This is a genomic window from Actinomycetospora sp. (assembly GCF_036497245.1).
Lineage (GTDB): Bacteria > Actinomycetota > Actinomycetes > Mycobacteriales > Pseudonocardiaceae > Actinomycetospora.
The window spans coordinates 1-22,808 of the sequence record NZ_DASXJS010000234.1 but is presented as its reverse complement, the minus strand read 5'-3'; the positions used below and the strand labels follow the sequence as shown (position 1 = coordinate 22,808).

Sequence of the window (22,808 nt, the reverse complement as noted above, 5' to 3'; positions counted from 1 at the left end):
CCGCAGTTGCTGGTGTCGCAGCCGATCACCGTGCCGGTCTTGCCGAGGCGTTCCCTCAGGTACTGCACGAGCAGCATGCGGGGCTCGACGTCGTCCTCGTAGACGAGGCCGTCGACGGTGGTCCGGATGCGTGCCATGGATTCACTCCTCACACGCCCGGGTCCGCATCCCTGGCGGATCCCCGAGGCGAGCACGTCGTCTGGTGGTGGGCCGTCGCAGAGGCCGGGAGGGACCCGTCCGCGCGGCGGTGCCGTCACGCCCGTCAGGGTGGCGGCGGCCACATCACACTCCCGAGATCGTCCGCGCGCAACGCCCGGTCCGGGGGCGTCGCGGGGTCGTCGGTGCTGGTCAGCGGGCAGATCCAGAGCGGCCTCCGAAGATGCGGGTGCACGGACCGGATGCTCCCGCAGCTGCGTCGCCGGGAGTCGGTGAGATCGGTGGTGACGAGGCGTGTTCGTTCCAATTCGGGCGGGCCGGACAGCGAATCGCCCCCTCCGTTCGGAGGGGGCGACCTCAACCCGTCCTCACGCGCCGCTCGCGGGCCCACTCGTGGTACATCGGCGCGAGCTGCGGGACCCCGAGGAGGATCTCGGCCCGCTCCCGCTGGTGGTGGTAGACGGTGAAGACGTCGGCGAGGGTGACGCCGTGCGCGGGCCGGTCGGACACCTCGATGCCCTCGCCCGCGGCGACGTGCCCGGGGCGCACGACCCGCAGGTAGGCCCCCGGCCGGACGGCGGCGATGAACCGCCGGGGCATGGTCCGGTCCCCGGCGAACAGGCCGAGCTTGAAGCACGGGATCCGGGGCTGGGCGACCTCGAACTCCGCGGTCCCGATCCGCCAGCGCTCGCCGACCACCGCGTCACGGAGGTCGAGACCCGACGTCGTCAGGTTCTGCCCGAACATCTGCCCGTCGATGTCGCGGTCGAGCTCGCGCCGCCACCAGTCCACGTCCTCCGCGGCGTAGACGTAAACGGACTTGTGCGGTCCCCCGTGGTTCTCGGGATCGGCCTGGCGGTCGCCCTGCAGGCTCTCGGCGAGCACCGCCACCGGACCGGACACGGGTGACTTGCCGTAGGCGGTGAGCGTGCGCTGCCCCGGGGCCGGCCCGTCGAGCTCGACGGGCAGGCCGACGGCGACGGAGCTGACCACCGGGGGATGCGCGACGGGCCGACCGGCCGCGGGGTGCTCAACCATCGGGTCCCTTCCCGGAGAGGTCCGGCCACAGCGGAGCGGCCGTGCGGTGGCGCCAGGCTCCCCACCACAGCCCGGCGCCGTAGGCGAGGTCGTCGGCACGGTGAGCGGCGAGGTGCGCGGCGGCGTCGAGGGGACCCGCCCCCCGGTCCCGGAAGCGCAGCCAGTCGGCCAGGCCCTCGACGACGGCGGCGAGCAGCAGCGCGCGCCGGACCCGCCTGCTCACGATCGCACCGAGGGCGGCCGCGGGCCACCAGTGGCGGGTGAGCGCGCCCGCCGCCTGCCACGCCGCGCCCCCGAGCCCCCAGGGCGCGAGGACGGCGGCGAGGGGGATCGGTCCTGCCGTGACGTCAGCGATGCGGCATCGCTGACGTCCGGTGACAGCAACTCCACATTCTCGGGGTCCTCGCGACACCCACGGCTCGCCCGGCCTGCGCAGCCCGCGTGCCAGCCGGACCGTCGCCACCACCGTCACCGCCCCCGCGGCCGCCACCGACCACCGCCGCTGCACGCCGAGCAGCGCCATCGCCGCCGCCGTCCACGGGGCCAGCGCCACCGGCGGCACGCGTCGGGGGTGCCGCCGCGCCAGCGGCGCCGCGCCCGTCCCGTAGAACGCCTTGCGCCCCAGCCACGCCCGCACCCCGGACCGGTGCTCGTGCGCCACCCGCGCACCCGGCTCGTAGCGCAGCCGCCAGCCCGACGCGGCGATCCGCCACACCAGGTCGACGTCCTCGGCCACCGGCATGTCCTCGCGGAAACCGTCGCCGAACGCCGACCGCCGCACCACCAGCGCCGCACTCGGCACGTAGGCCACCCGCGACCGCGCCGTCACCGGGGCGGGCCGCGGGCCGAGGTCCAGCGACGACCGGCGCCGCTCGTAGCGGCTCACCGCGTTCTCCGGGCCGTCGTGCGCCCACGCCACGATCCGCGGGGCCACCGCCCCGACGGCGGGGTCGCCGAGGTGGGAGAGCAGCACCGCCAGCCATCCGGGATCGGGGACGACGTCCGAGTCGAGGAACGCGACGACCGGCGTCGTCGACGCCCGGGCGCCGGTGTTGCGCGCCGCCGACGGGCCCCGCGACGACGGGTGCCGCACGACCCGCCCGCCGTGTGCCGCGACGACGCGCTCGGTCGCGCCCGGGTCGGTCGACCCGTCGTCGACGACGACGATGCCGCCGAGCCCCGGCGCGGTGGCGACGACGGCGGCGAGCATCCGGTCGAGCTCGGCGGTCCGGTCCCGCACCGGGACGACGACGGTGACCTCCCCCGGCCCCGGCGCCCCGGGCGCGCGGGCCGGGTCGGGGTGCGCGACGCCGGCGTCCGAGAGCAGCCGGGCGAGGGCGGCGGTGGTGGCGTCGGTGACGACGAGGTCGGGCCCCGCCAGCCGGGACCGGGCGGCCACGGAGAGCCGCAGCACGCGCGGCGGGGAGCCGCCGATCCAGGTCGCCCCACCGTCGACCCGCCAGGTGCGGGGGTCGGGTCGGACGGTCCAGCCGTCGGGCAGCCGGGGAGGGCGGGGCGAGGTCATCGCGCGTCAGGCACCCAACCGGCCCCGCTCGTCGACCCGCCAGTCGTCGATGGCGTCGAGCAGCGCCGCGACCATCACCGACGTCGTCTCCGCGCCCTCCGCGGCGGCCGCGCCCGCCGGGTCGCCGAGCACCCCGTTCGGGCTCACCGCGGCCACCGACCCCTCCCGGATCGACGGCATGAGCTCTGCGAGCGGGGCGGTGTTACCCGCCACCGCGAGGTCGGGGCGGACGTCGTCGGGGGCCAGCGCGAGCATCAGCGACGTCTCGTGCCGCCCGGCGTGGGCGTCCGCGCCCGGCACCCCGCAGGAGTGCCAGGCCACGTCGCGGGACTCCGCGCGCAGCAGCGTCGTCGCGGCCACCAGGGCCGGGAGGTTGCCGCCGTGCCCGTTGACGAAGACCAGCCGCCGGGCCCAGCGGCACGCCGACCGACCGGCCTCGACGAGCACCGCGGCCAGCGCCTCGGTGCCGATCGACACCGTGCCGGGGAAGCCCTCGTGCTCCCCCGAGGCGCCGAACGCGATCGGCGGAGTGACCGGTAGCCCGGCCCGCCCGGCCACCGTCGTCGCCACCGTCGTGTCGGTCCCCAGCGGCAGGTGCGGGCCGTGCTGCTCGAGGGCCCCGACGGGCACCAGCAGCAGCGGTGTGTCGGCACAGTCGACCGAGCGCGCGCGGGAGACCTCCACGCACGCCAGCCTGTCAGCCGCGGCCCGCGACGACGTCGCCGGTCTCGAGCAGCGACTTGAGGTTCGACAGGATCCCCGGCCAGCCCCCCGCGACCCCGGCGAGCATCTGGCTGCCGGGGACGAAACCGTCGTGGGTGACCGTGAGCTTCACCGCCGGGTGGATCGCGTCCGGGGACGCGGCGACGGACTCGATCTCGAACGTCACCCGCGAGATCGGCTCCTGCTGCAGCGTCGCGAGCGCCGAGTCCGACCAGCCGAACATCTCCTGCATCTCCGGCCGGTAGTTGTGCCAGGTGTAGGTGAGCCGGCGGGGCGGGTCGGCCTCGAGAACGTGCTGGTCCCAGTCCTGCGGCGGCTCGCCACCCATGCTCCAGCGCACCGGGGAGCCGACCTGCCAGTCGGAGTCCGGACCGCCCCCGTCGAAGTAGCGGCGGATGAACGCGGGCGTGGTGAGCGCCTCCCAGAGCCGCTCGGCGGTCGTGCGGATGTAGCTGACGTAGACGAAGGCGGTGGCCGCCGGATCGGTCGTCGGCGTCCCGGTCGTCGGGGCAGGGGCCGTCGTGTCGGCCATGGGGTCCTCCAGTGCTCGTCTCAGGTCGGTGAGGGCGTCCACCCGCGCCCGGTGGTAGCGGCGGATCCAGCGGTCCCCGACGTCGGCCAGGGGCGCCGGGTTGAGGTGGTGACGACGCTCCCGACCTCGACGGACCGCCGTCACGAGGCCCGCCGATCCGAGGACGGCGAGGTGCTTCGTGACCGCCTGCCGCGACATCGCGAGCCCGTCGGCGAGCTCGGAGAGGGTGCGGCCGTCGTGCTCGTACAGCGCATCCATCAGGTGACGCCGCGTCGGGTCGGCGAGCGCCCGGAACACCGCGTCGTCGTCCACAACAGGCAACCTTACGGTTGCCTGTCTCCGATAGGCAACCTCTAGGTTGCCGGTCAGAGCTCGACGGCCGCCTCGTGCCCCTCGCGGACGGCCGCGCCGAGCAGGCGGGGAGCGAGCGCGTCCCCGACCCGCACGACGGGGAACCCCGGGACGACGAGCCCGCGCGGGCGTCGCGGCACCGCGGCGACGACGGCGTCGACCTCCCGGTGCTCCTCGACCCCGGAGAGGTGATCCAGCAGCCGCACGATGCTCGTCCCACCGGGCCCGGCCTCCACCCCCAGCACCACGCGCTCGGTCTCCTGGACGATCCCCAGCGCGGCCGCGCGGCGCGCCCACCGGGGGCCCTCGAGAGTCGGCCCGAGATCGCCGGCCGCGACGAGGGCGGACGTCACCGTGGTCACCGTGGCACCGCGGCGCGCGAGCAGTTCGGCCGTCGACGGCGCCGCGTGCCCGCCCGCGTCGTCGACGACGAGCACGCGGCCGACCGGCGCCGCGCGCCCGCGCAGGACGTCCTCGACGTCGAGCACCCCCACTCCGGCGTCACCCGCCCACGACGGCGTCGCCGGGGCCGACCCGGTCGCGTCGACGACGACGTCGGGCGCCCGGGCCGCGACCAGGGCCGCGTCGACCGTCACGCCGAGGCGCACGCGCACCCCGGACGGCAGCGCGGCGGCCAGGTCCTCGACGGCATGGGCGAGCTCGGCCCGGCCGGGAGCCGAGGCGGCCCACGTCACCTGCCCGCCGAGGACCTCGCCCGCCTCCACCAGCTCCACGTCGTGGCCGCGCCCGGCGGCCGTCCCGGCGGCGGCGAGTCCGGCCGGGCCCCCGCCCGCGATCAGGACCCGGCGGCGGGCCGGCGGCACCGGGAGCGGCCGCGCCTCCCGCCCCGCCCGCGGGTTGACCACGCACCCCAGCGGCAGGCCCAGACCCACGGCGCCGATGCATTCCTGGTTGCAGCCGAGGCAGCGTCGGACCCGGGCACCCTCGAGCGCACGGCGCGCGAACGACGGGTCCGCGATCTGGCCGCGCGTCACCCCCACCAGGTCACACGACCCGGCCGCCAGCGTGGCGGCCACGTGCGCCGGCGTCGTGAACCGCCCGACCCCGATCACCGGCACCGACACGGCCGCCCGCACCGCGGTGGGCACAGCGGCGGCGTACCCGGCGGGGACCCCCATCGGGGGCTCGATCAGCGGGAGCGTCGCGGTGGCCACCCCGACCGCGGTGTTCACGTAGTCCACGGCGTCCTCGACCCGGCGGGCGACGTCGGCCGCGTCCGCCGCACCCAGCCCGCCGGCGAGGCCCTCGTCGCCCTGCACCCGCACGCCGAGCACCCGGTCCGGGCCGAGGACCCCCCGGACCGCGGCGAGGATCTCGACGAGCAGCCGTGCCGGGTCCGAGCCGTAGGCGTCCTCTCGCCGGTTGGTCACCGGCGAGAGGAACTGGCGGACGACCGAGGCCTGGGAGCACTGGATCTCGACCCCGTCGTAGCCGCCCGCGACGCAGTGCTCGGCGGTCCGGGCGAAGCCGGCGACGAGGTCGTCGATGTCGCGCGGGGTCGTGGCGCGCGGCACCTCGCGGAACATCGGGTCGGGCAGCGGGGACGGCGCGGTGACCGCGACCCCCGAGTACCGCGACGAGGACTGGCCGCCGTTGTGCCCGACCTGGGCGAGCACCGCGGCGCCGTGGGCGTGGACGGCGTCGGTGATCCGGCGCAGCCCGGGGACGATCACCGGGTCGGTGCCCCGGATGAGCTTCTCGTAGGGCCGGTCGTGCTCGCCCGCGGAGTGCTCCTCGGTGATCACCAGCGCGGCGCCGCCCGCCGCCCGGGCGGCGTAGTACGCGGCGTGCTGGGCGGTCGGCATCCCGCCGAGGGCGGCGTTGGTGAGGTGAGCCGGGAAGACGATCCGGTTGCGCAGCCGCAGCGGGCCGACGGTGACCGGGTCGCCGGGCCGGGGCACGGTCACGACAGGCCCGTCACACCGGCACCGTCACGCCCGCGACCAGGGCCGCCACCTGCGCGGCCGCCCGCCTGCCGTCGAGCACCGCGTTGTGCACGGTGCGGGGCGCGAGCAGGTCGCCGGCGAGCACCGTGCGGCCCGCGACGAGCAGCCCACCGACCGGGGCCGCGCCCTCGGGGACCGGGCCGGGGCGCCGGTGGGCGGCGTCGACGACGGCCGCACAGGGCAGCGTCGAGGGCGCGCCGGTGGCCGCGTCGCGAAGGTGCAGCACCCCGTCCGACCAGCGCACGGGCTCCGCGCGCACCACCCGCGCCACCCCGGCCGCCACGAGCCGGGCCTGGGCGGGCACGAGGTCGCCGCTGGGCCCGAGCTCGTGCCCGACGACGGGGTCTGCGGTCACCAGTGCCACCTCCCGGCCGCGGGCGGCGAGCAGCTCGGCCAGGCCGACCCCGGTGGCGTCGCCGACCGGGTCGAGCACGACGACGGGTCCGGGCGCCGGCGCGGTCCCCGCGAGCACGGCGGCGGCGCTCCAGGTCGGCGCGTCGGGCAGCGGCGGGTCGCGCTCCAGGCCGCCGGTCGCCCGGAGGGTGGGTCGGCCGTCGTCGCCGGGGCCGCCGTCGACACCCGGCCCCGCGGCATCGCCGAGCTGGGCCGCATCGCCGAGCCAGGCCGCATCCCCGAGCCGGACCTGGACGCCGAGCCGGTCCAGTTCGGCGCGCCACCACGCGACGAGTGCCGCGTACCGGCCGCGCCCGGGCAACCGGGCCACCCCGCGCAGCGCGCCGCCCAGCTCGTCCTCGCGCTCGAGCAGCGTCACCGTGTACCCGGCGGCGGCGAGCACCCGCGCCCCCTCCAGCCCGGCGGGCCCGCCCCCGACGACGCGCACGTCGGGGCGAGCGGAGCGACGGGGAATGGCACCGGAGCCCTCGCCGGAACGCACCGTCGGCACCGCGTAGGCCTCCTCGACGGGTGAGACGCTGCACGAGACGACGGTGTTGCGGCCGTCGCGGACGCGACACCGCTCGTTGGTGAGCACGCACGGCCGGGGAGCACGCCCGGCCCGGACGGTCGCCACGAGGTCCGGGTCGGCGACGAGCGCGCGGGTCATCTCGACGAGGTCCGCGGTGCCGTCGGACAGTGCGGTGTCGGCCTCGGCGGGGTCGACCACGCCGCCCGCGAGCACCACCGCCGTCCCCGCGGGCGCGGCGCGGCGCAGGGCCGCCGCGAGGGGCAGGCCGTGACCGGGCGGGGTGTGGGCATCGGGGCGGGTGGCGCCGACCGCGAGGCCGCTCCCCCGCACCCCGACGACGTAGTCCGGTCCGGCGGGGACCCGCACGTCCTCGGGGCGCAGACCCGCCCACGGCGCGAGCTCGTCGACCGCGAGGCGCAGGCCCACGACGGCGCCGTCGCCGACGGCCGCGCGCACCGCGGCGACCGTCCCGCGCAGCAGCAGATCCCGCTCGGTGCCCCACCGGTCGGTGCGGTGATTGGTCAGCGGCGAGAGGAACTGGCGCAGCAGGGCGTACTGACCGGCCTGGATCTCGACGCCGTCCAGCCCGGCGTCGACGGCCCGGACCGCGGCGGCCGCGAACCCGTCGATCACCGCGGCGATCGCGGCCTCGTCCATCGCCACCGGCACCTGGCGGGTCACCGGGTCGGGCACCGCCGAGGGCCCCCACAGCGGGCGGCCGTGGTGGGCGGAGCTCCCCTGGGTGCCCGCGTGCCCCAGGCCCGCGAGGACGACGGTCCCGTGCGCGGCACAGGCGCGGGCGATCGCCGCCCACCCCGGCCCGGCATCGGCCGCGGACGGGGCGCGCTCGGCGGGCCGGTCGGACCCGTGCACCGAGGCGACCTCGGTGACGATCACGCCCGCGCCGCCGTCGGCCCGCCGTCCGTAGTAGGTGGCGTGGTCGCCGGAGAGCTCGCCGGGCCGTCGCGGGTCCGCGAGGTTCGTCGTGTGCGGGCCGAACAGCACCCTCGAGGGCACCGTGCGCCCGCCGACGCGTCCCGGCGTGGCGAGGACGCTGTGCACCGGCGGGACGCTATCCCGCCCGGGCGCCCGCCAGCACCTCGCCGAGCGCCACCGCGGTGAGCAGCCCCGGGACGTCGAACTCCTCGCGGACGAGCGCGGCCCCCCGCATGTCGTGCGAGCGGGTGTAGTGGTTGGTGACGACGACGGTGGCCAGCCCCGCCGCCCGGGCCGCGGCCAGCCCCGGCGCGGCGTCCTCCACCGCGACCGCGTCCCGCGCCGCCACCCCGAGCCGCTCCAGGGCGAGCAGGTAGGCCTGCGGATCCGGCTTGAGGGCACGGACGTCGTCGCCGAACACCGTGACGCGGGCGGTCCCGGGCCCGAGCAGCTGCTCGACCAGCGGCTCCGCCCACGCCCGCGTGCCGGTCGTGGCGACCGCGACCGGCACGCGGTGCGCGACCAGGTCGGCGACGAGGGACCGGACACCCGGGCGGGCCTCGATCCCGCCGCGGCGGACCTCCTCGGCGAACAGCCGTGTCTTGGTCCGGTGCACGCTCGCGGCGAGGTCCTCGAGCGCCGTCTCGTCCGCGGCGAGGTCGGCGGTCTCGTCCCGGCGGGCGAGGTCGGCGACGATGCGCCGCCGCCCTCCGGTGACCGCGAGCAGGCACCCGTAGTGCTCGATGTCCCAGAAGAGGTCGAGCCCGTGCGCGGCGAAGGCCCGGTTGAACGCGACCCGGTGCCCGTCGCGCTCGGTGTCGGCGAGCGTGCCGTCGAGGTCGAAGACGACGGCCGCGGGCACGGTGCTCATGGTCTGCTCCAGGGTGCTCACGGCCGGCTCCGGTCGAGGTCCATGAGGTGGTAGAGCAGCAGGAGCTGCGCGATGGCGAGCGGCTCGCTGCGACCGTCACCGACGCGGCCCAGGCTCTCCGGGGAGTCGCTGTCCGGCGCACCGAGCGCCGTCCAGATCGCCTTCTGCACCGCGATGCTCTCCTCGCGCGGCACGTAGCCGTGCACGTGCAGGGACTCGACCGGCCTGCCGTCGGGGTCGCGCTCGAGCTTGAGGTGCATCGCGCGGGTCAGCCCGGGGGCCATGACCCCGGAGAGATCCGGGTGGTCGATCGTCGGGCGCAGCATCACCGTCGCCGACAGCGGGGTGTCCGCCGGGTCGTCCCGGCTCGCGATCGGGGCGAAGCGCACGACGAGGTCGGCGTTGGCGCGCTGCGGCCGGATGTGGGCCTCCGACTCGGCCTCGCGGCGGTCCAGCTCGGCGAGCACGGCCTCGGTCGAGTAGCCGCGCTTGCCGGTGTCCCGCGCGATCTTCCACTCGCGCCGGATCTCCTCGGGCGGGTCGAGGTAGACGGTCACGTCGAAGCAGGCACGCGCCAGGCGGCTGTGGAGCGGGAACAGCCCCTCGACGATCACGATCGGGGCGGGCTCGACCAGTTCCGGGCGCACCAGCTCGCCCGTGGCGTGGTCGTAGACCGGCTTGAGGATCGGCGAGCCCGTCGCGAGCAGCTGCAGGTGCTGCTCCATGATCTCGAGGTAGTTGGCGTCCGGGTGGAGCGCGGTGAAGGGCAGCTCCTTGCGCTCGGCCCGGTCGTAGCGGTGGTAGTCGTCGGTGCACAGCGAGACGCACCGCGTCGGCCCGAGAGCCTCCACGATGCCCCGGGTGAGGGTGGTCTTGCCCGCGGCGCTGTCGCCGGCGATCGCGATCATCACCGGCCGGCGCCGGGGTTCGTCGGGACCGGCGCGTCTGATGCGCAGGTTCTTGTCGGGCACGGGTGGCTCCTCTGCTCCCTGGTTCCCCGGGGCGGTCGGGTCAGGCGGGACGGCGCTCGCCGGCGACCTGCCGGGCGGCGGCGCGCAGCGCGATCGCGCGGGTCCCGATGGACCCCTGGCCGCGGAAGAGGGCGGTGCCGGCGACGAGGACCGTGGCCCCGGCCCGGGCCGCGGCGCCCGCCGTGGTGACGTCGATGCCCCCGTCCACCTCGAGGTCGGTGTCCAGCCCGGCGTCGGCGATCATCGCCGCCGCCGCACGGATCTTCGGCTCCATCGAGGCCAGGTAGGACTGGCCGCCGAAGCCCGGGTCGACGGTCATCACGAGGAGCAGGTCGAGCCGGTCGAGGACGTGCTCGACCGCCGACAACGGCGTCGCGGGGTTCAGCGCGACCCCGGGCAGCGCCCCGAGCTCGGCGATGCGGGCGACGGTCCGGTGCAGGTGCGTGCACGTCTCGGCGTGCACGATGACGCGCTCGCACCCGGCCTCCACCCAGCGCGGCAGCATCGGGTCGGGGTCGGCGACCATCAGATGGGCCTCGAACTGCATGTCCACCACCGGACGGGCCGCGGCCACGATGTCGGGCCCGAGCGTCAGGTTCGGCACGAACCTGCCGTCCATGACGTCCCACTGGACGCGCTCGACCCCGGCGGCCTCGAGGGCACGGAGCTCGTCGCCGAGCCGGGAGAAGTCGGCGGGCAGCACGGATGCCGCGAGCGTGGGGCCGGGCGGGCGGCCGGATCGTGGTGGAGCCGTACGGGGGGCGGGAACGGTCATCGACGCACCTCCTGGGAGACCACCGACGTTAGGCACGGGTGGCCCGCGCCACTCCCCCCGCAGCGGGGGGACGCGGGGGGAGACGCCCCGGGGGACGGCGCGCCCGAAGAGTCCGCCGCTCGGCCGCCGAACACCTATCGTGAGCGGATGACCGCCGTCACACCACCCGCGGCAGGTCCGCTGCGGGTGGTCGTGGTGGACGACCACGAGATGGTCGTGGCGGGCCTGAAGGCGATGCTCGCCCCGTTCACGGGCCGCATCCGGGTGGTCGGCTCGGCCCACGCCGTCCCCGACGCCCTCGACCTCGTCGCCTCGCTGCGGCCCGACCTCGTGCTCGCCGACGTGCGGATGCAGGGCGAGAGCGGGCTCGACCTGTGCCGCCGCCTCGCCGAGCGGATGCCCGAGGCCCGCGTCGTGCTGCTCTCGGTGTACGACGACGAGCAGTACCTGTTCCAGGCCCTGCGCGCCGGCGCCGCGGGCTACCTGCTCAAGCGCATCCGCGGCGAGGAGCTCGTGGGCCAGCTCGAGCTCGCCGCGACGGGCACCACGGTGATCGACACGACGATGGCCGGCCGGGTGGTCGAGTCCGCCGCCCGCCTGGAGCGCGACGAGTTCTGGCCGGGCGCGCACCTGGGCCTCACCCACCGCGAGAGCGAGGTGCTGGCCCTGCTGGTCTCCGGATGCAGCAACCGCGCGATCGCCTCGCGCCTGGTGATCGGCGACGAGACGGTGAAGAGCCACGTGCGCTCGGTGCTGCGCAAGCTGCAGGTCCCGGACCGCACCGCCGCGGTCGCCGCGGCGCTGCGGGAGGGGGTGTTCCGGTGACGGGCCCGCGCGGGCTGGGGCTCGACGACCCGGAACGCGAGAACGCGGTCCTCCTCGACATCATCGAGGCGACCGCGAGCGGCCCGGACGTGGAGACGCGCGCCGCCGCGGTGGCCCGGGTGATCACCGAGGCCACCGCCACCGACGTGTGCTTCGTCCACGTCCTCGACGACTCCGAACGGGCCCTGACCCTGCTGGGGGCCACGCCGCCGTTCGACACCGAGGTCGGCGCGGTGCACCTCCCGCTGGGTGAGGGGGTGAGCGGGTGGGTCGCGAGCCACCGCGAACCGGTGGTGATCGTCGAGGACAAGGAGTCCGACCCGCGCTACGTCCCGATCCCCGCGCTGCGGGGGCAGGACTACACGTCGATGGTGTCCGTGCCGATGATCAGCGAGCCGAGCGGGCTGGCCGGTGTCCTCAACGTGCACACCGTCGCCCGCCGCCCGTTCGACGACCGCGACGTGCGCCTGCTGCTCGCCATCGGGCGGCTGCTCGCGGGCGCCCTGCACCAGGCCCGGATGCACCGCAGGCTCGCGGCCCGGGAGCGCGCGCACGAGCGGTTCGCCGAACAGACGGTGGCCGCCCAGGAGGCCGAGCGCCGCCGGCTCGCGCGGGACATCCACGACGGGATCTCCCAGCGCCTGGTCTCGCTCTGGTACCACCTCGACGCCGCGCTGACCCACCTCGACCGCGGCGACCCTGGCCCGGCGCGCACGGACATCGACATCGCGGGCGGGCTCGTCGACACCACCCTCGAGGAGGCCCGCGTCGCCATCGGCGCGCTGCGACCTCCGGTGCTCGACGACCTCGGGCTCGCGGGTGCCCTGGCCGCGCTCGCCCGCGGGGTCCCCGACGTCGACGCCTCCCTCGATCTCGACGAGCGCCGGTTGCCCGACCACCTCGAGATCGCGCTCTACCGCATCGCCCAGGAGGCGCTGCAGAACGTGCTCAAGCACGCCGGGGCCCGCCGGGTGACGCTGCGGCTGGCGATCGGCGCGACGGACGTGCGGCTCGCGATCGGCGACGACGGCGCGGGGTTCGTGCCTGCCGACCTCGGCCCGCCCGACGACAACGGCGGGTTCGGGCTGGCCTCGGTGCGCGAACGGGCTGAGCTCATCGGCGGCACCGTGCGGCTGACCGCGCGGCCCGGCGAGGGCACGACCCTCGCCGTCACCGCGCCCGTGCCCGGGCAGTGGGACGCCGACGACGAGGACGTTCAGTCGAACGGCGAAGTGTCACCCCAGAACACTTGATTGTCCTTGACAGACTGAGACCGCACGCTCGTCGTCATGGCCGATCGATGGAGTGCGGGTGTCATCCCCTACGCGGAGATGGGGTACTGGCAGCCCGACTACGTACCGAAGGACACCGACCTGCTCTGCGCGTTCCGCGTGACGCCGCAGGACGGGGTGCCGCCGGAAGAGGCGGGCGCCGCCGTCGCGGGTGAGTCGAGCACCGCGACCTGGACCGTGGTGTGGACCGACCGCCTCACCACCCACGAGCACTACCAGGCGAAGTGCTACCGCGTGGACGCCGTCCCGGGGGCCGAGGGGCAGTGGATCGCGTACATCGCCTACGACCTCGACCTGTTCGAGGAGGGGTCGATCGCGAACCTCACCAGCTCGATCATCGGGAACGTCTTCGGCTTCAAGCCGCTCAAGGCGCTGCGCCTCGAGGACATGCGGATCCCGGCCCACTACGTGAAGACCTTCCCCGGGCCGCCGCACGGCATCGTCCAGGAGCGGGAGTACCTCAACAAGTTCGGGCGCCCGCTGCTCGGCGCGACGACCAAGCCCAAGCTCGGGCTCTCGTCGCGCAACTACGGCCGCGTCGTCTACGAGGCGCTGCGCGGCGGCCTGGACTTCACCAAGGACGACGAGAACATCAACTCGCAGCCGTTCATGCGCTGGCGGGACCGCTACCTGGCCTGCATGGAGGCGGTGAACAAGGCCCAGGCCGAGACCGGTGAGATCAAGGGCCACTACCTCAACATCACCGCCGCCGACATGGAGGACATGTACGAGCGGGCCGAGTTCGCCAGGGACCTCGGCAGCGTCATCGTGATGCTCGACCTGACCGTGGGCTACACCGCCATCCAGTCGATGTCGAAGTGGGCGCGGCGCAACGGCGTGATCCTGCACCTGCACCGCGCCGGGCACGCGACCTACACCCGCCAGAAGAACCACGGCGTGAGCTTCCGCGTGATCTCCAAGTGGATGCGCCTCGCCGGGGTCGACCACATCCACGCGGGCACCGTCGTCGGCAAGCTCGAGGGCGACCCCGCCTCGGTGCACGGCTTCTACGACGTGCTGCGCAAGAACAGCTACCAGGCCGACCCGAGCAAGGGCCTCTACTTCGACCAGGAGTGGGCCTCGATGCCCGCGACGCTGCCGGTGGCCTCCGGTGGCATCCACGCCGGGCAGATGCACCAGCTGCTGCACCACCTCGGCGAGGACACGATCCTGCAGTTCGGCGGCGGGACCATCGGCCACCCGATGGGCATCGCCCAGGGCGCCGAGGCCAACCGCGTCGCCGTCGAGGCGATGATCAAGGCGCGGAACGAGGGCGTGGACTACCTGACCGAGGGCCCGGAGATCCTCCGGAAGGCGGGCCGGCACTGCAAGCCGCTGGAGATGGCCCTCTCGACCTGGGGCGACGTCACCTTCGACTACGCCTCGACCGACACCGTCGACGCCGTCCCGACCCCCTCCTGAGGAGGACACCGTGCGCATCACCCAAGGCACCTTCTCGTTCCTGCCCGACCTGACCGACGACGAGATCCGGCTGCAGATCGACTACGCCCTCGCCCACGAGTGGCCGCTGTCGGTCGAGTTCACCGACGACCCGCATCCCCGCAACACCTACTGGGACATGTGGGGGTTGCCGATGTTCGACCTGCGGGACCCGGCGGCGGTGATGGACGAGGTCCGCGCCTGCCGCGACGAGCACCCGGAGCACTACGTGCGGGTCATCGCCTACGACGCGAGCCTCGGCAGGCAGACCGTCGCGCTGTCGTTCCTGGTCAACCGGCCCTCCGAGGAACCGGGATTCCGCCTGGACCGCCAGGAGGGCAAGGACCGCCAGATCGCTTACACGACCCACTCGTACGCCACCGAACGCCCGGCGGGACAGCGCTACGGACGCCACGGCGACGCCCGGAGCAACGGCGATGGCCGCTGACGGACGCACCTCGTTCGGGACCTCCGGCCGCTCGGCCGCCGTCACCGAGGAGACGGCGGCCGAGGCCGACGCGCGGAAGCGGGACGAGGACGCCCTCCCCACCGACGCGACGGTCGACCTGGCCGAGGTCCGCCGGGAGGCCGGCGTGGACGAGGTGCTCGACGCGCTCGACCGCGAGCTCGTCGGGCTCGCACCGGTGAAGGAACGGCTGCGGGAGCTCGCGTCGCTGCTGATCGTCGACCGGGTCCGTGAGCGCTTCGGCGTGGCGACCGCCCGTCCGACACTGCACATGTGCTTCACCGGCAATCCCGGCACCGGCAAGACGACGGTGGCGCAGCGGATCGGCGATCTGCTGCACGGGCTGGGCTTCCTGCGCCGGGGCCACCTCGTCACCGCGACCCGGGACGACCTGGTGGGCCAGTACGTCGGGCACACCGCCCCGAAGACGAAGGAGATCGTCGGGAAGGCCTTCGGCGGCGTCCTGTTCATCGACGAGGCCTATTACCTGCACCGCCCGGGCAACGAGCGGGACTACGGCGGCGAGGCCATCGAGATCCTGCTGCAGGCGATGGAGGACCACCGCGACGACTTCGTCGTCGTGCTGGCCGGCTACGCCGACCGGATGGACACCTTCTTCTCGGCCAACCCCGGGATGCAGAGCCGGATCGCCCACCACGTCGACTTTCCCGACTTCTCGGTGCCGGAGCTCGGGATCATCGCCGAGTCGATGGCCACCGAGCAGGGGCTGACGTTCTCCGACGACGCCCGGGAGGCGCTGCGGGAGTACCTGGCGCTGCGGGTCGAGCAACCGTGGTTCGCCGGCGCCCGGAGCGTGCGGAACGGGCTGGACCGCGCGAGGATGCGCCAGGCGCGTCGGCTGGCGGAGGGCGGCGGGGCGAACGGCCTGCGGGTCGGCCTCGACGACCTCGTCACCCTGCACGCCCAGGACCTGCGCGCCAGCAGGGTGTTCACCGGCGGTCTGGCGGCCTCCGGGGACTGAGCCCGGGTGGCGGGCACCGTCGGGGGAGGTGGCCGGTGACGACGACCTCCCGGATGCGCGCGTTCGTCGCGCTCGCCGACCAGGGGTCGGTGCGCGGCGCGGCCGCCCACCTCGTGGTCACCGAGTCCACCGTCTCGGCGGCCGTCCGCGCGCTCGGCGACGAGATCGGCGTCCCGCTGCTCGAACGGGACGGGCGCGGGGTACGCCTCACTCCGGCGGGACGCCGATACGCCGACTACGCCCGTCGCGTGCTCGGGCTGCTCGACGAGGCCACCGCCGCCGCCCGGGGTGAGGCCGACCCGGAGCGCGGCCACGTGCGCCTCGGCGCCGTGACCACCGCGGGCGAGCACCTGCTGCCCGGTCTGCTCTCCGCGTTCCGCACCCGCCACCCGGACGTCGAGCTCGGGGTGGACGTCGCCCCGAGCACCCGGGTGTGGTCGATGCTCACCCACCACGAGGTCGACGTCGTCGTCGCGGGACGCCCACCCGCGGGCAACGCGGCCCGCGTCCGGGCCACCCGGGCGAACACCCTCGCCGTCGTGGGGGCACCGGCGCTGGCCGACGGGTTCGACCCGTCGGGCACCACCTGGCTGCTCCGCGAACCGGGCTCGGGGGTGCGCAGCACCCTCGCGGGGCTCCTCGCCGACCTCGGCGTCGAGCCGCGCAGCCTCACGATGGGCTCCCACGGGGCGACGATCGCGGCGGCGCGGGCCGGGCTCGGCGCCACCCTGGTGTCCCGCGAGGCCGTCCGCGACCTCATCGCGGACGGGACGCTGGTCGAGCTGCCGCTGCCGGGGACGCCGCTCGTTCGGCCATGGCACCTGGTGACCCACCCGGACGCCACGGCGAGCACCGAGCTCCTGGTGCAGGACGTGCTCGCCGGGCACGTCCGGGGCTGGCGGCCGCCGTGAGGGTCACCCCGGCGCCGCGAGGATCGCCCGCGGCACCGGGGGAGCTTTCAGGTGACGCGACTCAGTTCACCCGGACGCCCGCGGGGAGACGCCTGCCCTCGCCCGCGAGGGGGTCGGAGTCACAGGCCTTGTCGGGGCGGCGCACCGACAGCGTCAGCGGGACCGGGCCCTCCTTGGCCTGCGGGCTCGTCCGGTGCGAGTGGTCGAGCGACGGCTTGGGGACGATCGTGTCCATCTCCAGCTTCGCCAGCTCGAGCTCCCCGTTCCCGAGCACGCACTCCGGGTCCGGGCCGTCGAGCGGCAGGCCGGTGAAGAACTTGGCCGCCATGCAACCGCCCTGGCAGGCGTCGTAGTGCGAGCACTTGGTGCACGCCCCGCCGGACTGCGGGCCGCGCAGCTCCTGGAACAGCTCGCTGTCCTGCCACACCGTCTTGAACCCGCCCTCGGACCGGACGTTGCCGGCGAGGAACTGGTCGTGGATGGCGAACGGGCAGGCGTACACGTCGCCGACCGGGTCGATCAGGCACACCACGCGGCCCGCGCCGCACAGGTTGAGCCCCGGGAGCTCCTGCCCGTACGCGGAGAGGTGGAAGAACGAGTCGCCGGTGAGGACGTCCTCGCCGCGGGCCACGAGCCAGTCGTAGAGCTGGCGCTGCTGGGGTTGCGTGGGGTGCAGCTCGTCCCAGGTGTCGGCGCCGCGGCCACTCGGCCGGAGCCGGGTGATCCGCAGCTGGGCGCCGTAGCGGTCGGCGATCGCCTTGAAGTCGTCGAGCTGGTCGACGTTCTGGCGGGTCACCACCACGCTGATCTTGAACTGCCCGAAGCCCGCCTCGTACAGGTTCTCCATCGCCCGGATCGCCGTGTCGTACGAGCCGGGGCCGCGGACGTGGTCGTTGACCTCCGCCGTCGCGCCGTCGAGGGAGATCTGGACGTCGACGTAGTCGGTCTTCGCGAGCTGCGCGGCGCGCGCCTTGTCGAGCTTCACGCCGTTGGTGGAGAACTTGACGCCGACGTCGTGGGCGATCGCGTAGTCCAGCAGCTCCCAGAAGTCGCTGCGCACCGTCGGCTCGCCGCCGCCGATGTTCACGTAGAAGACCTGCATGCGCTGCAGCTCGTCGATGACGGCCTTGGCCTCGTCCGTCGACAGCTCGTTCGGGTCGCGACGCCCGGAGCTCGAGAGGCAGTGGACGCAGCTCAGGTTGCAGGCGTAGGTGAGCTCCCAGGTCAGGCAGATCGGGGAGGTCAGGCCGTGGGTGAAGTGCTCGACGAGCTTCATGTGGTGGCTCCCTGCTCTACCGGGGCGTGATCGTGCCGGCCTGCGCGAGGCCGGCGAGGGCGCGCAGGTACTGGTCCCGTTGCTCAGCCGGGACCTTCGCGGCGGTGAGGGCACCGTGGACGTCGTCGTGGTGCGCGAGGGCCTCGACCACCCGGACCAACGGCTTCGTCTTGAGGAAGGACAACCGGCGGGTGTTGAAGTCGTAGACGAGGGCGCCGAACGACTCCGGGCGTACCGAGACCGACTCCGAGAGCCGGTAGGGGACGGCCGGGTCGAAGGCGCCGGCGGAGGCCTCGGCGTCCGAGGCCTCCACCGGAGCCGCGGTCATCAGTAGACGCCGCACATGCCGTCGATCGAGACCTCCTCGACGAGGGTCTCCTCGACGAGCGGGGCCTCCTGGCTCACGTCGGCGGTGGGCTCAGCCATGGCTACCTCCTGCGGGTGCGATCACCTCGGGCGAGGCAGGACGCTACGTGGCACTCGGTGCCATTCGCCACGGTCGCCGTGGGCAGTACGTCCCGCCCGAACGGGCGGGGCGTGAGCGCGATCTCGTTTGGTACGCGCGAGGACGACCCTCGCCGTCCGGCTCCCGGACGGAGGACACTGGTGGCGTGACGTCGGCCACCACCCGCACCGTGCGGGCCCGCCGCCTGGAGGCGGCCGCCCTGGAACTGTTCTCGGTGCGCGGCTTCGACGCCGTCACCGTCGACGACCTCGCGGCCGCCGGGGGCGTCGGACGACGGACGTTCTTCCGGTACTTCCCGACGAAGCTCGACGTCGTCCTGGGCCAGCTCGACGACGCCCTCGCCGCGCTGGTCACCACCCTGCGCACGGGACCGAACGACCTCGACCCCGTGACCGCGGCCCGGCGAGCGTTCCTGCAGGTCAACGCGTACGCCGACGACGACGTCCCGGTGCTGCGGCGCCGTCTCGGCCTCATCGAGACGGTGCCCGAGGTGGCCGCGCGCGCCGCCGTCCGCTACGCCGCGTGGGAGCAGGCGATCGCCGTCGACGCCGCAGCACGATGGGGCTGCGGGGCCGGCGAACTGCGCCCACAGGTGTTCGCCCGCGTCGTCGTCGCGGCGATGCGCGGGGTGTTCACGACGTGGCTGGCGACCCCCGGCGCCGACGGCTCGGTCCTCCGGGTCCTGGCCGCGGAGGCGTTCGACGACCTCGGGCGCGGGTTCGCGGCCCGGGAGTGATCGGGCGCGCGATGATGTGCCGGTGACCGACCCGGTGACGCTGATCGACGTCGACCCCGCCTCGTCCGTCGCGCCCTACGAGCAGGTGCGCGCGTCGGTCACCTCGCTGGTGCGATCGGGCCGGATCGCCCCGCACACCCGGCTGCCCGCGGTCCGCCGGCTCGCGGTCGACCTCGGGCTGGCCGCGAACACCGTCGCGCGGGCCTACCGGGAGCTCGAGGCGGCGGGCGTGGTCGAGACCCGCGGCCGCCTCGGCACCTTCGTCGTCGACCCGGCGTCGTCGTCCGGCGAGGGGCGCGACGAGGGCCGCGAGGCGGCGCGGGAGTACGCGGCGCGGATGCGGGAGCTGGGCGTCTCCCCCGAGCGCGCCCTGGACCTCGCCCGCGCGGCCCTGGCGGACGGGTAGGCACCTCGCCCACCCCTGTTTCGCTTGATCAACAGACCTGTGCGGGTCTTATCCGAGGGTCGGCGGACCCGTGCAGGTCTGTTGATCACCGGGCCGCTCGCGAGCGCCCGTGCCCGGGCGGCGGCGGGAAAGCACCCGGTCAGCCGAGCTGGCGCAGGACGCGAGCGGCCAGTTCGTCGAAGGCGACCGGGTCGGCGATCATGGCCGACGTCACCACCCCGATGTTCCAGCCCAGATCACCCAGACGTCCGCGGTGGAACGCATCGCGGTTCTGGCCGGTGATCGTGCGGTGACCGGGTCCGTCGTACTCGAGCGCGACCATCGCCTCCGGCCACGCCAGGTCGAGTCGCTTCCGCTCGCCGGTGAGCAGGCGGACCCGGTATTGCGGCACGCCCGGAGGAACACCGCGGTCGAGCAGGCCCAGCCGCAGGCGGGTCTCCGGCAGGGACTCGGCGCGCGGGTCCATGAGCTCGAGGACGCGCCTGACCTGGACGATCCCGCGTGCTCGCGGGTGCCCCGCAGCGAACCGTCGCAGGTAATCCGAGGGGAAGCGGCAGGTGTGGGCGAGGGAGTCCACGGCAGCGACGGCCTCGACCAGCGGCTCCCGACGCGCCAGGTCGAACGCGGTACGGACCGGCGAGGTGATCGGGCAGCCGAACCTCTCGGCGATCTCGTCGGGTGACAGCCGGTCCGTCCGGATCCTCGTGCCGCTCGGTGCCGGGTGGCAGCGGCCCGGCATGATCAGCTCGGCGTCGTCCCACGGGCACTCGGCCTCGTAGGCCAGCGCGGCGAGCGGCCCGGCGAGGATCCCCAGGTCCTGGCTCCACAGCCGGAGACCGCGCACACACATCCGGAGGTCCTGCTCCGCGGCGGCACCGACGTAGACATCCGGGCGGAGCTGGCGGAAGTCCGGTCCACGCAGGCGCGTCCACGTGGTGCGCCCGTCGAGGACCGCCCAGGAACCACGGAACGGGTCGCGGGTCCATCGCGTCAACGGCTCCATATCCGGTTGGAGGCCGCCCGCGGCGGATCGGTTCCATCAACTCGCCGACCCGTTCTTGATCAGCAGTCCTGCACGGGTCCCGCGACTCCCCGATGAGACACGCACACGTCTGTTGATCACGGATGCGGGGAGCGAGAGACGGCGGGGGCGGGCAGCGGAGGCGACGCACGCGACACCCTTCGCCGCCCCGCGCGGAGCACAGCCGACGAGCGCCCTACCAGGGCACCTCCACCCGGTCCTCCCACAACCGGCCGGTGGGTGGCGGGTCGGACGGCGTGCCCGGACGGCAAGCCAACCAGACCGCCGTGTCCGCCCCCTCCTCGACCGACCGGGGCGCGTCCGGGCCGCCCATGTCGCTGCGGCAGTGGCCGGGGCAGGTGGCGTCGACCAGCACCCCGCGCCTGCCCATCCCCTGCTCGTGGGCGAGGTTGCGGGTGAGCGCGTTCAGCCCGGCCTTGGCCACCCGGTACGGCGCGAGCCCACCCGCGGTGCCGGGCCCGGTCATCCGCCCGAGGCACGCGGTCACGTTCACCACGCGCCCCCACCGGCGCTCGACCATCCCGGGCACGAACGCGGAGATCAGCGCGAACGGCGCGTCGAGGTCGACCGCGCGGACCGAGCGCCAGTCGTCCAGCGAGCTCTCCAGCGTCTTGGACCGCCGCGCGCTCATCACCGCCGCCGCGTTGACGAGCACGTCCACGTCCCCGACGCCCGCCACCGCGTCGGCGATCCCGTCGACGTCGGCGAGATCCACCGGCAGGGCGGACACGGAGCCGGGCATCCCCGCGACGGCGTCCTCCAGGCCCGCCGCGTCCCGCGCGATCGCCACGACCCGCGCCCCCGACGACGCCAGGCGCGACGAGATCTCCCGGCCCAGGCCCCGGCTCGCGCCGGTGACGACGGCGGTGCGGCCCACGAGATCCGTTCCGTCCATCCCGACGAGTTGCCCGCGACCGGCCTCGCGAACCCGCTCTTGCCCACCACGGCCCTATCGCAACATAATGGCAACTGCATCGCATTGACGCAGGCAGCACGAAGGGCAGCACCCGAAACCCTCCGAACGTGGGGGCGATCTCCCCGCTCCGTGAACGGGATCACGCGTGCGCTCTCGCCCGTGACCCGCACCACCCCTACCGTCCGCGGCGGACGTCAGGCCAGCTGACTTCAGCGGGTCCGCCCGACGACGAGAGGATCACGATGCAGGTAGACGAGCTGCTCAAGCCGTTCCCGATCAAGGAGTTCCACCCGTTCCCGCGGGCACTCCTCGGCCCCGGCGCGCACGAGATGATCGGCCCCGAGGCCCTCAAGATGGGCTTCAAGAAGACGCTGATCATGACGTCGGGCCTGCGTGGCACCGACATCGTGCACAAGATCAGCGAGTCCATGAAGTACCACGGGGTCGACACCGTCATCTATGACCAGGTGGAGTCCAACCCCAAGGACTACAACGTCATGGACGCGGTGAAGCTGTACCAGCAGAACGCCTGCGACAGCTTCGTGTCCATCGGCGGCGGCTCCTCCCACGACGCCTGTAAGGGCGCCCGGATCTCGGTGTCGCACGACGGCCGCAACGTCAACGAGTTCGAGGGCTTCAACCAGTCCGAGAACCCGAAGAACCCCCCGCACATCGCGGTCTCGACGACGGCGGGCACCGGCTCGGAGACCTCCTGGGCCTACGTCATCACCGACACGACGACGGACCCGAACAACCCCCACAAGTACGTCGCGTTCGACGACAACTCGGTCGCCACCCTCGCGATCGACGACCCGGTGCTCTACTTCGACTGCCCGATCGACTTCACCGCCCAGTGCGGGTTCGACGTCCTCGCGCACGCCTCGGAGCCCTACGTCTCGCGGCTGAACTTCGAGCCCAGCCTCGGCAACGCCCTGCGCGCCATCGAGCTCACCGCGGAGAACCTCCGCGCCGCGGTGTGGAACGGCCAGGACCTCCCCGGCCGCGAGGGCATGATGTACGCGCAGTACATCGCCGCCCAGGCGTTCAACTCCGGTGGTCTCGGGATCATCCACTCGATCTCGCACGCGGTGTCGGCGTTCTACGACACCCACCACGGCCTGAACAACGCCATCGCGCTGCCCCGCGTGTGGGCGTTCAACATGCCGGTCGCCTACAAGCGCTTCGCGAAGATCGCGACGGCCATGGGCGTGGACACCACGCACATGACCGACGTGCAGGCCGCGGAGGCCGCGCTCGCCGCCTCCATCCGGCTGCTCCGC

The 22,808-nt window shown here is 74.5% G+C and carries 23 protein-coding genes and 1 pseudogene; 9 read left to right on the top strand and 15 right to left on the bottom strand.

The features are described from left to right. The 10 genes and pseudogenes from VGI02_RS24805 to rpe all read right to left on the bottom strand — a co-directional run. A pseudogene (locus VGI02_RS24805) lies at positions 1-137 on the bottom strand ((2Fe-2S)-binding protein); the annotation flags it as partial. 376 nt (positions 138-513) lie between these two features. Further along, on the bottom strand, positions 514-1,194 hold the full coding sequence (locus VGI02_RS24800) for an MOSC domain-containing protein (protein ID WP_331631943.1): 681 nt from the start codon (positions 1,192-1,194) through the stop codon (positions 514-516). Next, entirely contained in the window at positions 1,187-2,719 is a 1,533-nt protein-coding gene (gene mftF / locus VGI02_RS24795; protein ID WP_331631941.1) for a mycofactocin biosynthesis glycosyltransferase MftF, read from the bottom strand. The genes VGI02_RS24800 and mftF overlap by 8 nt, the downstream gene beginning before the upstream one ends. A 6-nt stretch (positions 2,720-2,725) precedes the next feature. Continuing rightward, positions 2,726-3,403, bottom strand: coding sequence for a mycofactocin biosynthesis peptidyl-dipeptidase MftE (gene mftE, locus VGI02_RS24790; RefSeq protein WP_331631939.1), 678 nt, complete (start codon positions 3,401-3,403; stop codon positions 2,726-2,728). A 13-nt stretch (positions 3,404-3,416) separates the two neighbouring features. Further along, positions 3,417-4,286, bottom strand: coding sequence for an ArsR/SmtB family transcription factor (locus tag VGI02_RS24785; RefSeq protein WP_331631937.1), 870 nt, complete (start codon positions 4,284-4,286; stop codon positions 3,417-3,419). Positions 4,287-4,339: 53 nt separating this feature from the next. Continuing rightward, a complete protein-coding gene (locus VGI02_RS24780; RefSeq protein WP_331631934.1) occupies positions 4,340-6,253 on the bottom strand; it encodes an oxidoreductase in 1,914 nt (637 codons plus the stop codon). Between the two features lie 10 nt (positions 6,254-6,263). Beyond that, a complete protein-coding gene (locus VGI02_RS24775) occupies positions 6,264-8,279 on the bottom strand; it encodes an oxidoreductase (RefSeq protein WP_331631931.1) in 2,016 nt (671 codons plus the stop codon). A gap of 10 nt (positions 8,280-8,289) precedes the next feature. Further along, positions 8,290-9,045 (bottom strand): HAD-IA family hydrolase, encoded by a 756-nt coding sequence (locus tag VGI02_RS24770; protein ID WP_331631929.1) that lies wholly within the window; start codon positions 9,043-9,045, stop codon positions 8,290-8,292. Next, entirely contained in the window at positions 9,042-9,995 is a 954-nt protein-coding gene (locus tag VGI02_RS24765) for a phosphoribulokinase (protein ID WP_331631927.1), read from the bottom strand. Before VGI02_RS24765 ends, VGI02_RS24770 begins: the two co-directional genes overlap by 4 nt. A 40-nt stretch (positions 9,996-10,035) precedes the next feature. Then, complete coding sequence (gene rpe, locus VGI02_RS24760) at positions 10,036-10,770, bottom strand: ribulose-phosphate 3-epimerase (protein WP_331631925.1); 735 nt, start codon at positions 10,768-10,770, stop codon at positions 10,036-10,038. Positions 10,771-10,917: 147 nt separating this feature from the next. On the opposite strand from rpe, the gene VGI02_RS24755 reads away from it, so the two are divergent. From VGI02_RS24755 to VGI02_RS24730, 6 genes are read left to right on the top strand one after another with little or no spacing between them, the layout of a single operon-like run. Then, on the top strand, positions 10,918-11,595 hold the full coding sequence (locus tag VGI02_RS24755; protein ID WP_331631923.1) for a response regulator: 678 nt from the start codon (positions 10,918-10,920) through the stop codon (positions 11,593-11,595). Then, positions 11,592-12,848 (top strand): GAF domain-containing sensor histidine kinase, encoded by a 1,257-nt coding sequence (locus VGI02_RS24750; RefSeq protein ID WP_331631921.1) that lies wholly within the window; start codon positions 11,592-11,594, stop codon positions 12,846-12,848. Before VGI02_RS24755 ends, VGI02_RS24750 begins: the two co-directional genes overlap by 4 nt. A 36-nt stretch (positions 12,849-12,884) precedes the next feature. Next, a complete protein-coding gene (locus VGI02_RS24745) occupies positions 12,885-14,309 on the top strand; it encodes a form I ribulose bisphosphate carboxylase large subunit (RefSeq protein WP_331631919.1) in 1,425 nt (474 codons plus the stop codon). Positions 14,310-14,319: 10 nt separating this feature from the next. After that, entirely contained in the window at positions 14,320-14,775 is a 456-nt protein-coding gene (locus tag VGI02_RS24740) for a ribulose bisphosphate carboxylase small subunit (RefSeq protein ID WP_331631917.1), read from the top strand. Continuing rightward, positions 14,765-15,775 carry an AAA family ATPase gene (locus tag VGI02_RS24735; protein WP_331631916.1) on the top strand — a complete coding sequence of 337 codons (1,011 nt, stop codon included), beginning with the start codon at positions 14,765-14,767 and terminating at the stop codon, positions 15,773-15,775. Before VGI02_RS24740 ends, VGI02_RS24735 begins: the two co-directional genes overlap by 11 nt. A gap of 35 nt (positions 15,776-15,810) precedes the next feature. Then, positions 15,811-16,686, top strand: a complete 876-nt coding sequence (locus VGI02_RS24730) for a LysR family transcriptional regulator (protein ID WP_331631914.1) — start codon at positions 15,811-15,813, stop codon at positions 16,684-16,686. A gap of 61 nt (positions 16,687-16,747) precedes the next feature. On the opposite strand, the gene mftC is transcribed toward VGI02_RS24730, so the two are convergent. From mftC to mftA, 3 genes are read right to left on the bottom strand one after another with little or no spacing between them, the layout of a single operon-like run. Beyond that, the gene (gene mftC / locus VGI02_RS24725; RefSeq protein WP_331631912.1) at positions 16,748-17,962 is read right to left on the bottom strand and encodes a mycofactocin radical SAM maturase; all 1,215 of its coding nucleotides are present in this window, start codon (positions 17,960-17,962) and stop codon (positions 16,748-16,750) included. Positions 17,963-17,978: 16 nt separating this feature from the next. Continuing rightward, positions 17,979-18,290 carry a mycofactocin biosynthesis chaperone MftB gene (mftB, locus tag VGI02_RS24720; protein ID WP_331631910.1) on the bottom strand — a complete coding sequence of 104 codons (312 nt, stop codon included), beginning with the start codon at positions 18,288-18,290 and terminating at the stop codon, positions 17,979-17,981. Further along, positions 18,290-18,388 carry a mycofactocin precursor MftA gene (mftA, locus tag VGI02_RS24715; protein WP_331631908.1) on the bottom strand — a complete coding sequence of 33 codons (99 nt, stop codon included), beginning with the start codon at positions 18,386-18,388 and terminating at the stop codon, positions 18,290-18,292. Before mftA ends, mftB begins: the two co-directional genes overlap by 1 nt. Before the next feature lie 185 nt (positions 18,389-18,573). Here mftA and VGI02_RS24710 point away from each other — a divergent pair, with 185 nt between their 5' ends. Together VGI02_RS24710 and VGI02_RS24705 are read left to right on the top strand one after the other, a co-directional pair. After that, positions 18,574-19,164 carry an acyl-CoA-like ligand-binding transcription factor gene (locus VGI02_RS24710; RefSeq protein ID WP_331631906.1) on the top strand — a complete coding sequence of 197 codons (591 nt, stop codon included), beginning with the start codon at positions 18,574-18,576 and terminating at the stop codon, positions 19,162-19,164. A gap of 22 nt (positions 19,165-19,186) precedes the next feature. Then, a complete protein-coding gene (locus VGI02_RS24705) occupies positions 19,187-19,570 on the top strand; it encodes a GntR family transcriptional regulator (RefSeq protein ID WP_331631904.1) in 384 nt (127 codons plus the stop codon). Between the two features lie 139 nt (positions 19,571-19,709). Here VGI02_RS24705 and VGI02_RS24700 read toward each other — a convergent pair whose 3' ends face one another. After that, positions 19,710-20,564, bottom strand: coding sequence for a putative endonuclease domain-containing protein (locus VGI02_RS24700; RefSeq protein ID WP_331631903.1), 855 nt, complete (start codon positions 20,562-20,564; stop codon positions 19,710-19,712). A gap of 223 nt (positions 20,565-20,787) precedes the next feature. After that, positions 20,788-21,507: an SDR family NAD(P)-dependent oxidoreductase gene (locus tag VGI02_RS24695; protein ID WP_331631901.1), complete on the bottom strand. Its 720-nt coding sequence runs from the start codon at positions 21,505-21,507 to the stop codon at positions 20,788-20,790. A 263-nt stretch (positions 21,508-21,770) separates the two neighbouring features. Here VGI02_RS24695 and VGI02_RS24690 point away from each other — a divergent pair. Then, positions 21,771-22,808: iron-containing alcohol dehydrogenase (locus VGI02_RS24690; RefSeq protein ID WP_331631899.1), on the top strand; the 1,038-nt coding region annotated here is incomplete at its 3' end.

What these genes read in the sequence shown, in the direction of transcription:
- VGI02_RS24695 (WP_331631901.1), bottom strand. Translation starts at nt 21,507, where the DNA reads ATGGACGGAACGGATCTCGTGGGCCGCACCGCCGTCGTCACCGGCGCG.
- mftB (WP_331631910.1), bottom strand. Translation starts at nt 18,290, where the DNA reads ATGACCGCGGCTCCGGTGGAGGCCTCGGACGCCGAGGCCTCCGCCGGC.
- mftA (WP_331631908.1), bottom strand. Translation starts at nt 18,388, where the DNA reads ATGGCTGAGCCCACCGCCGACGTGAGCCAGGAGGCCCCGCTCGTCGAG.
- mftC (WP_331631912.1), bottom strand. Translation starts at nt 17,962, where the DNA reads ATGAAGCTCGTCGAGCACTTCACCCACGGCCTGACCTCCCCGATCTGC.
- VGI02_RS24735 (WP_331631916.1), top strand. Translation starts at nt 14,765, where the DNA reads ATGGCCGCTGACGGACGCACCTCGTTCGGGACCTCCGGCCGCTCGGCC.
- mftF (WP_331631941.1), bottom strand. Translation starts at nt 2,719, where the DNA reads ATGACCTCGCCCCGCCCTCCCCGGCTGCCCGACGGCTGGACCGTCCGA.
- VGI02_RS24800 (WP_331631943.1), bottom strand. Translation starts at nt 1,194, where the DNA reads ATGGTTGAGCACCCCGCGGCCGGTCGGCCCGTCGCGCATCCCCCGGTG.
- rpe (WP_331631925.1), bottom strand. Translation starts at nt 10,770, where the DNA reads ATGACCGTTCCCGCCCCCCGTACGGCTCCACCACGATCCGGCCGCCCG.
- VGI02_RS24745 (WP_331631919.1), top strand. Translation starts at nt 12,885, where the DNA reads ATGGCCGATCGATGGAGTGCGGGTGTCATCCCCTACGCGGAGATGGGG.
- VGI02_RS24755 (WP_331631923.1), top strand. Translation starts at nt 10,918, where the DNA reads ATGACCGCCGTCACACCACCCGCGGCAGGTCCGCTGCGGGTGGTCGTG.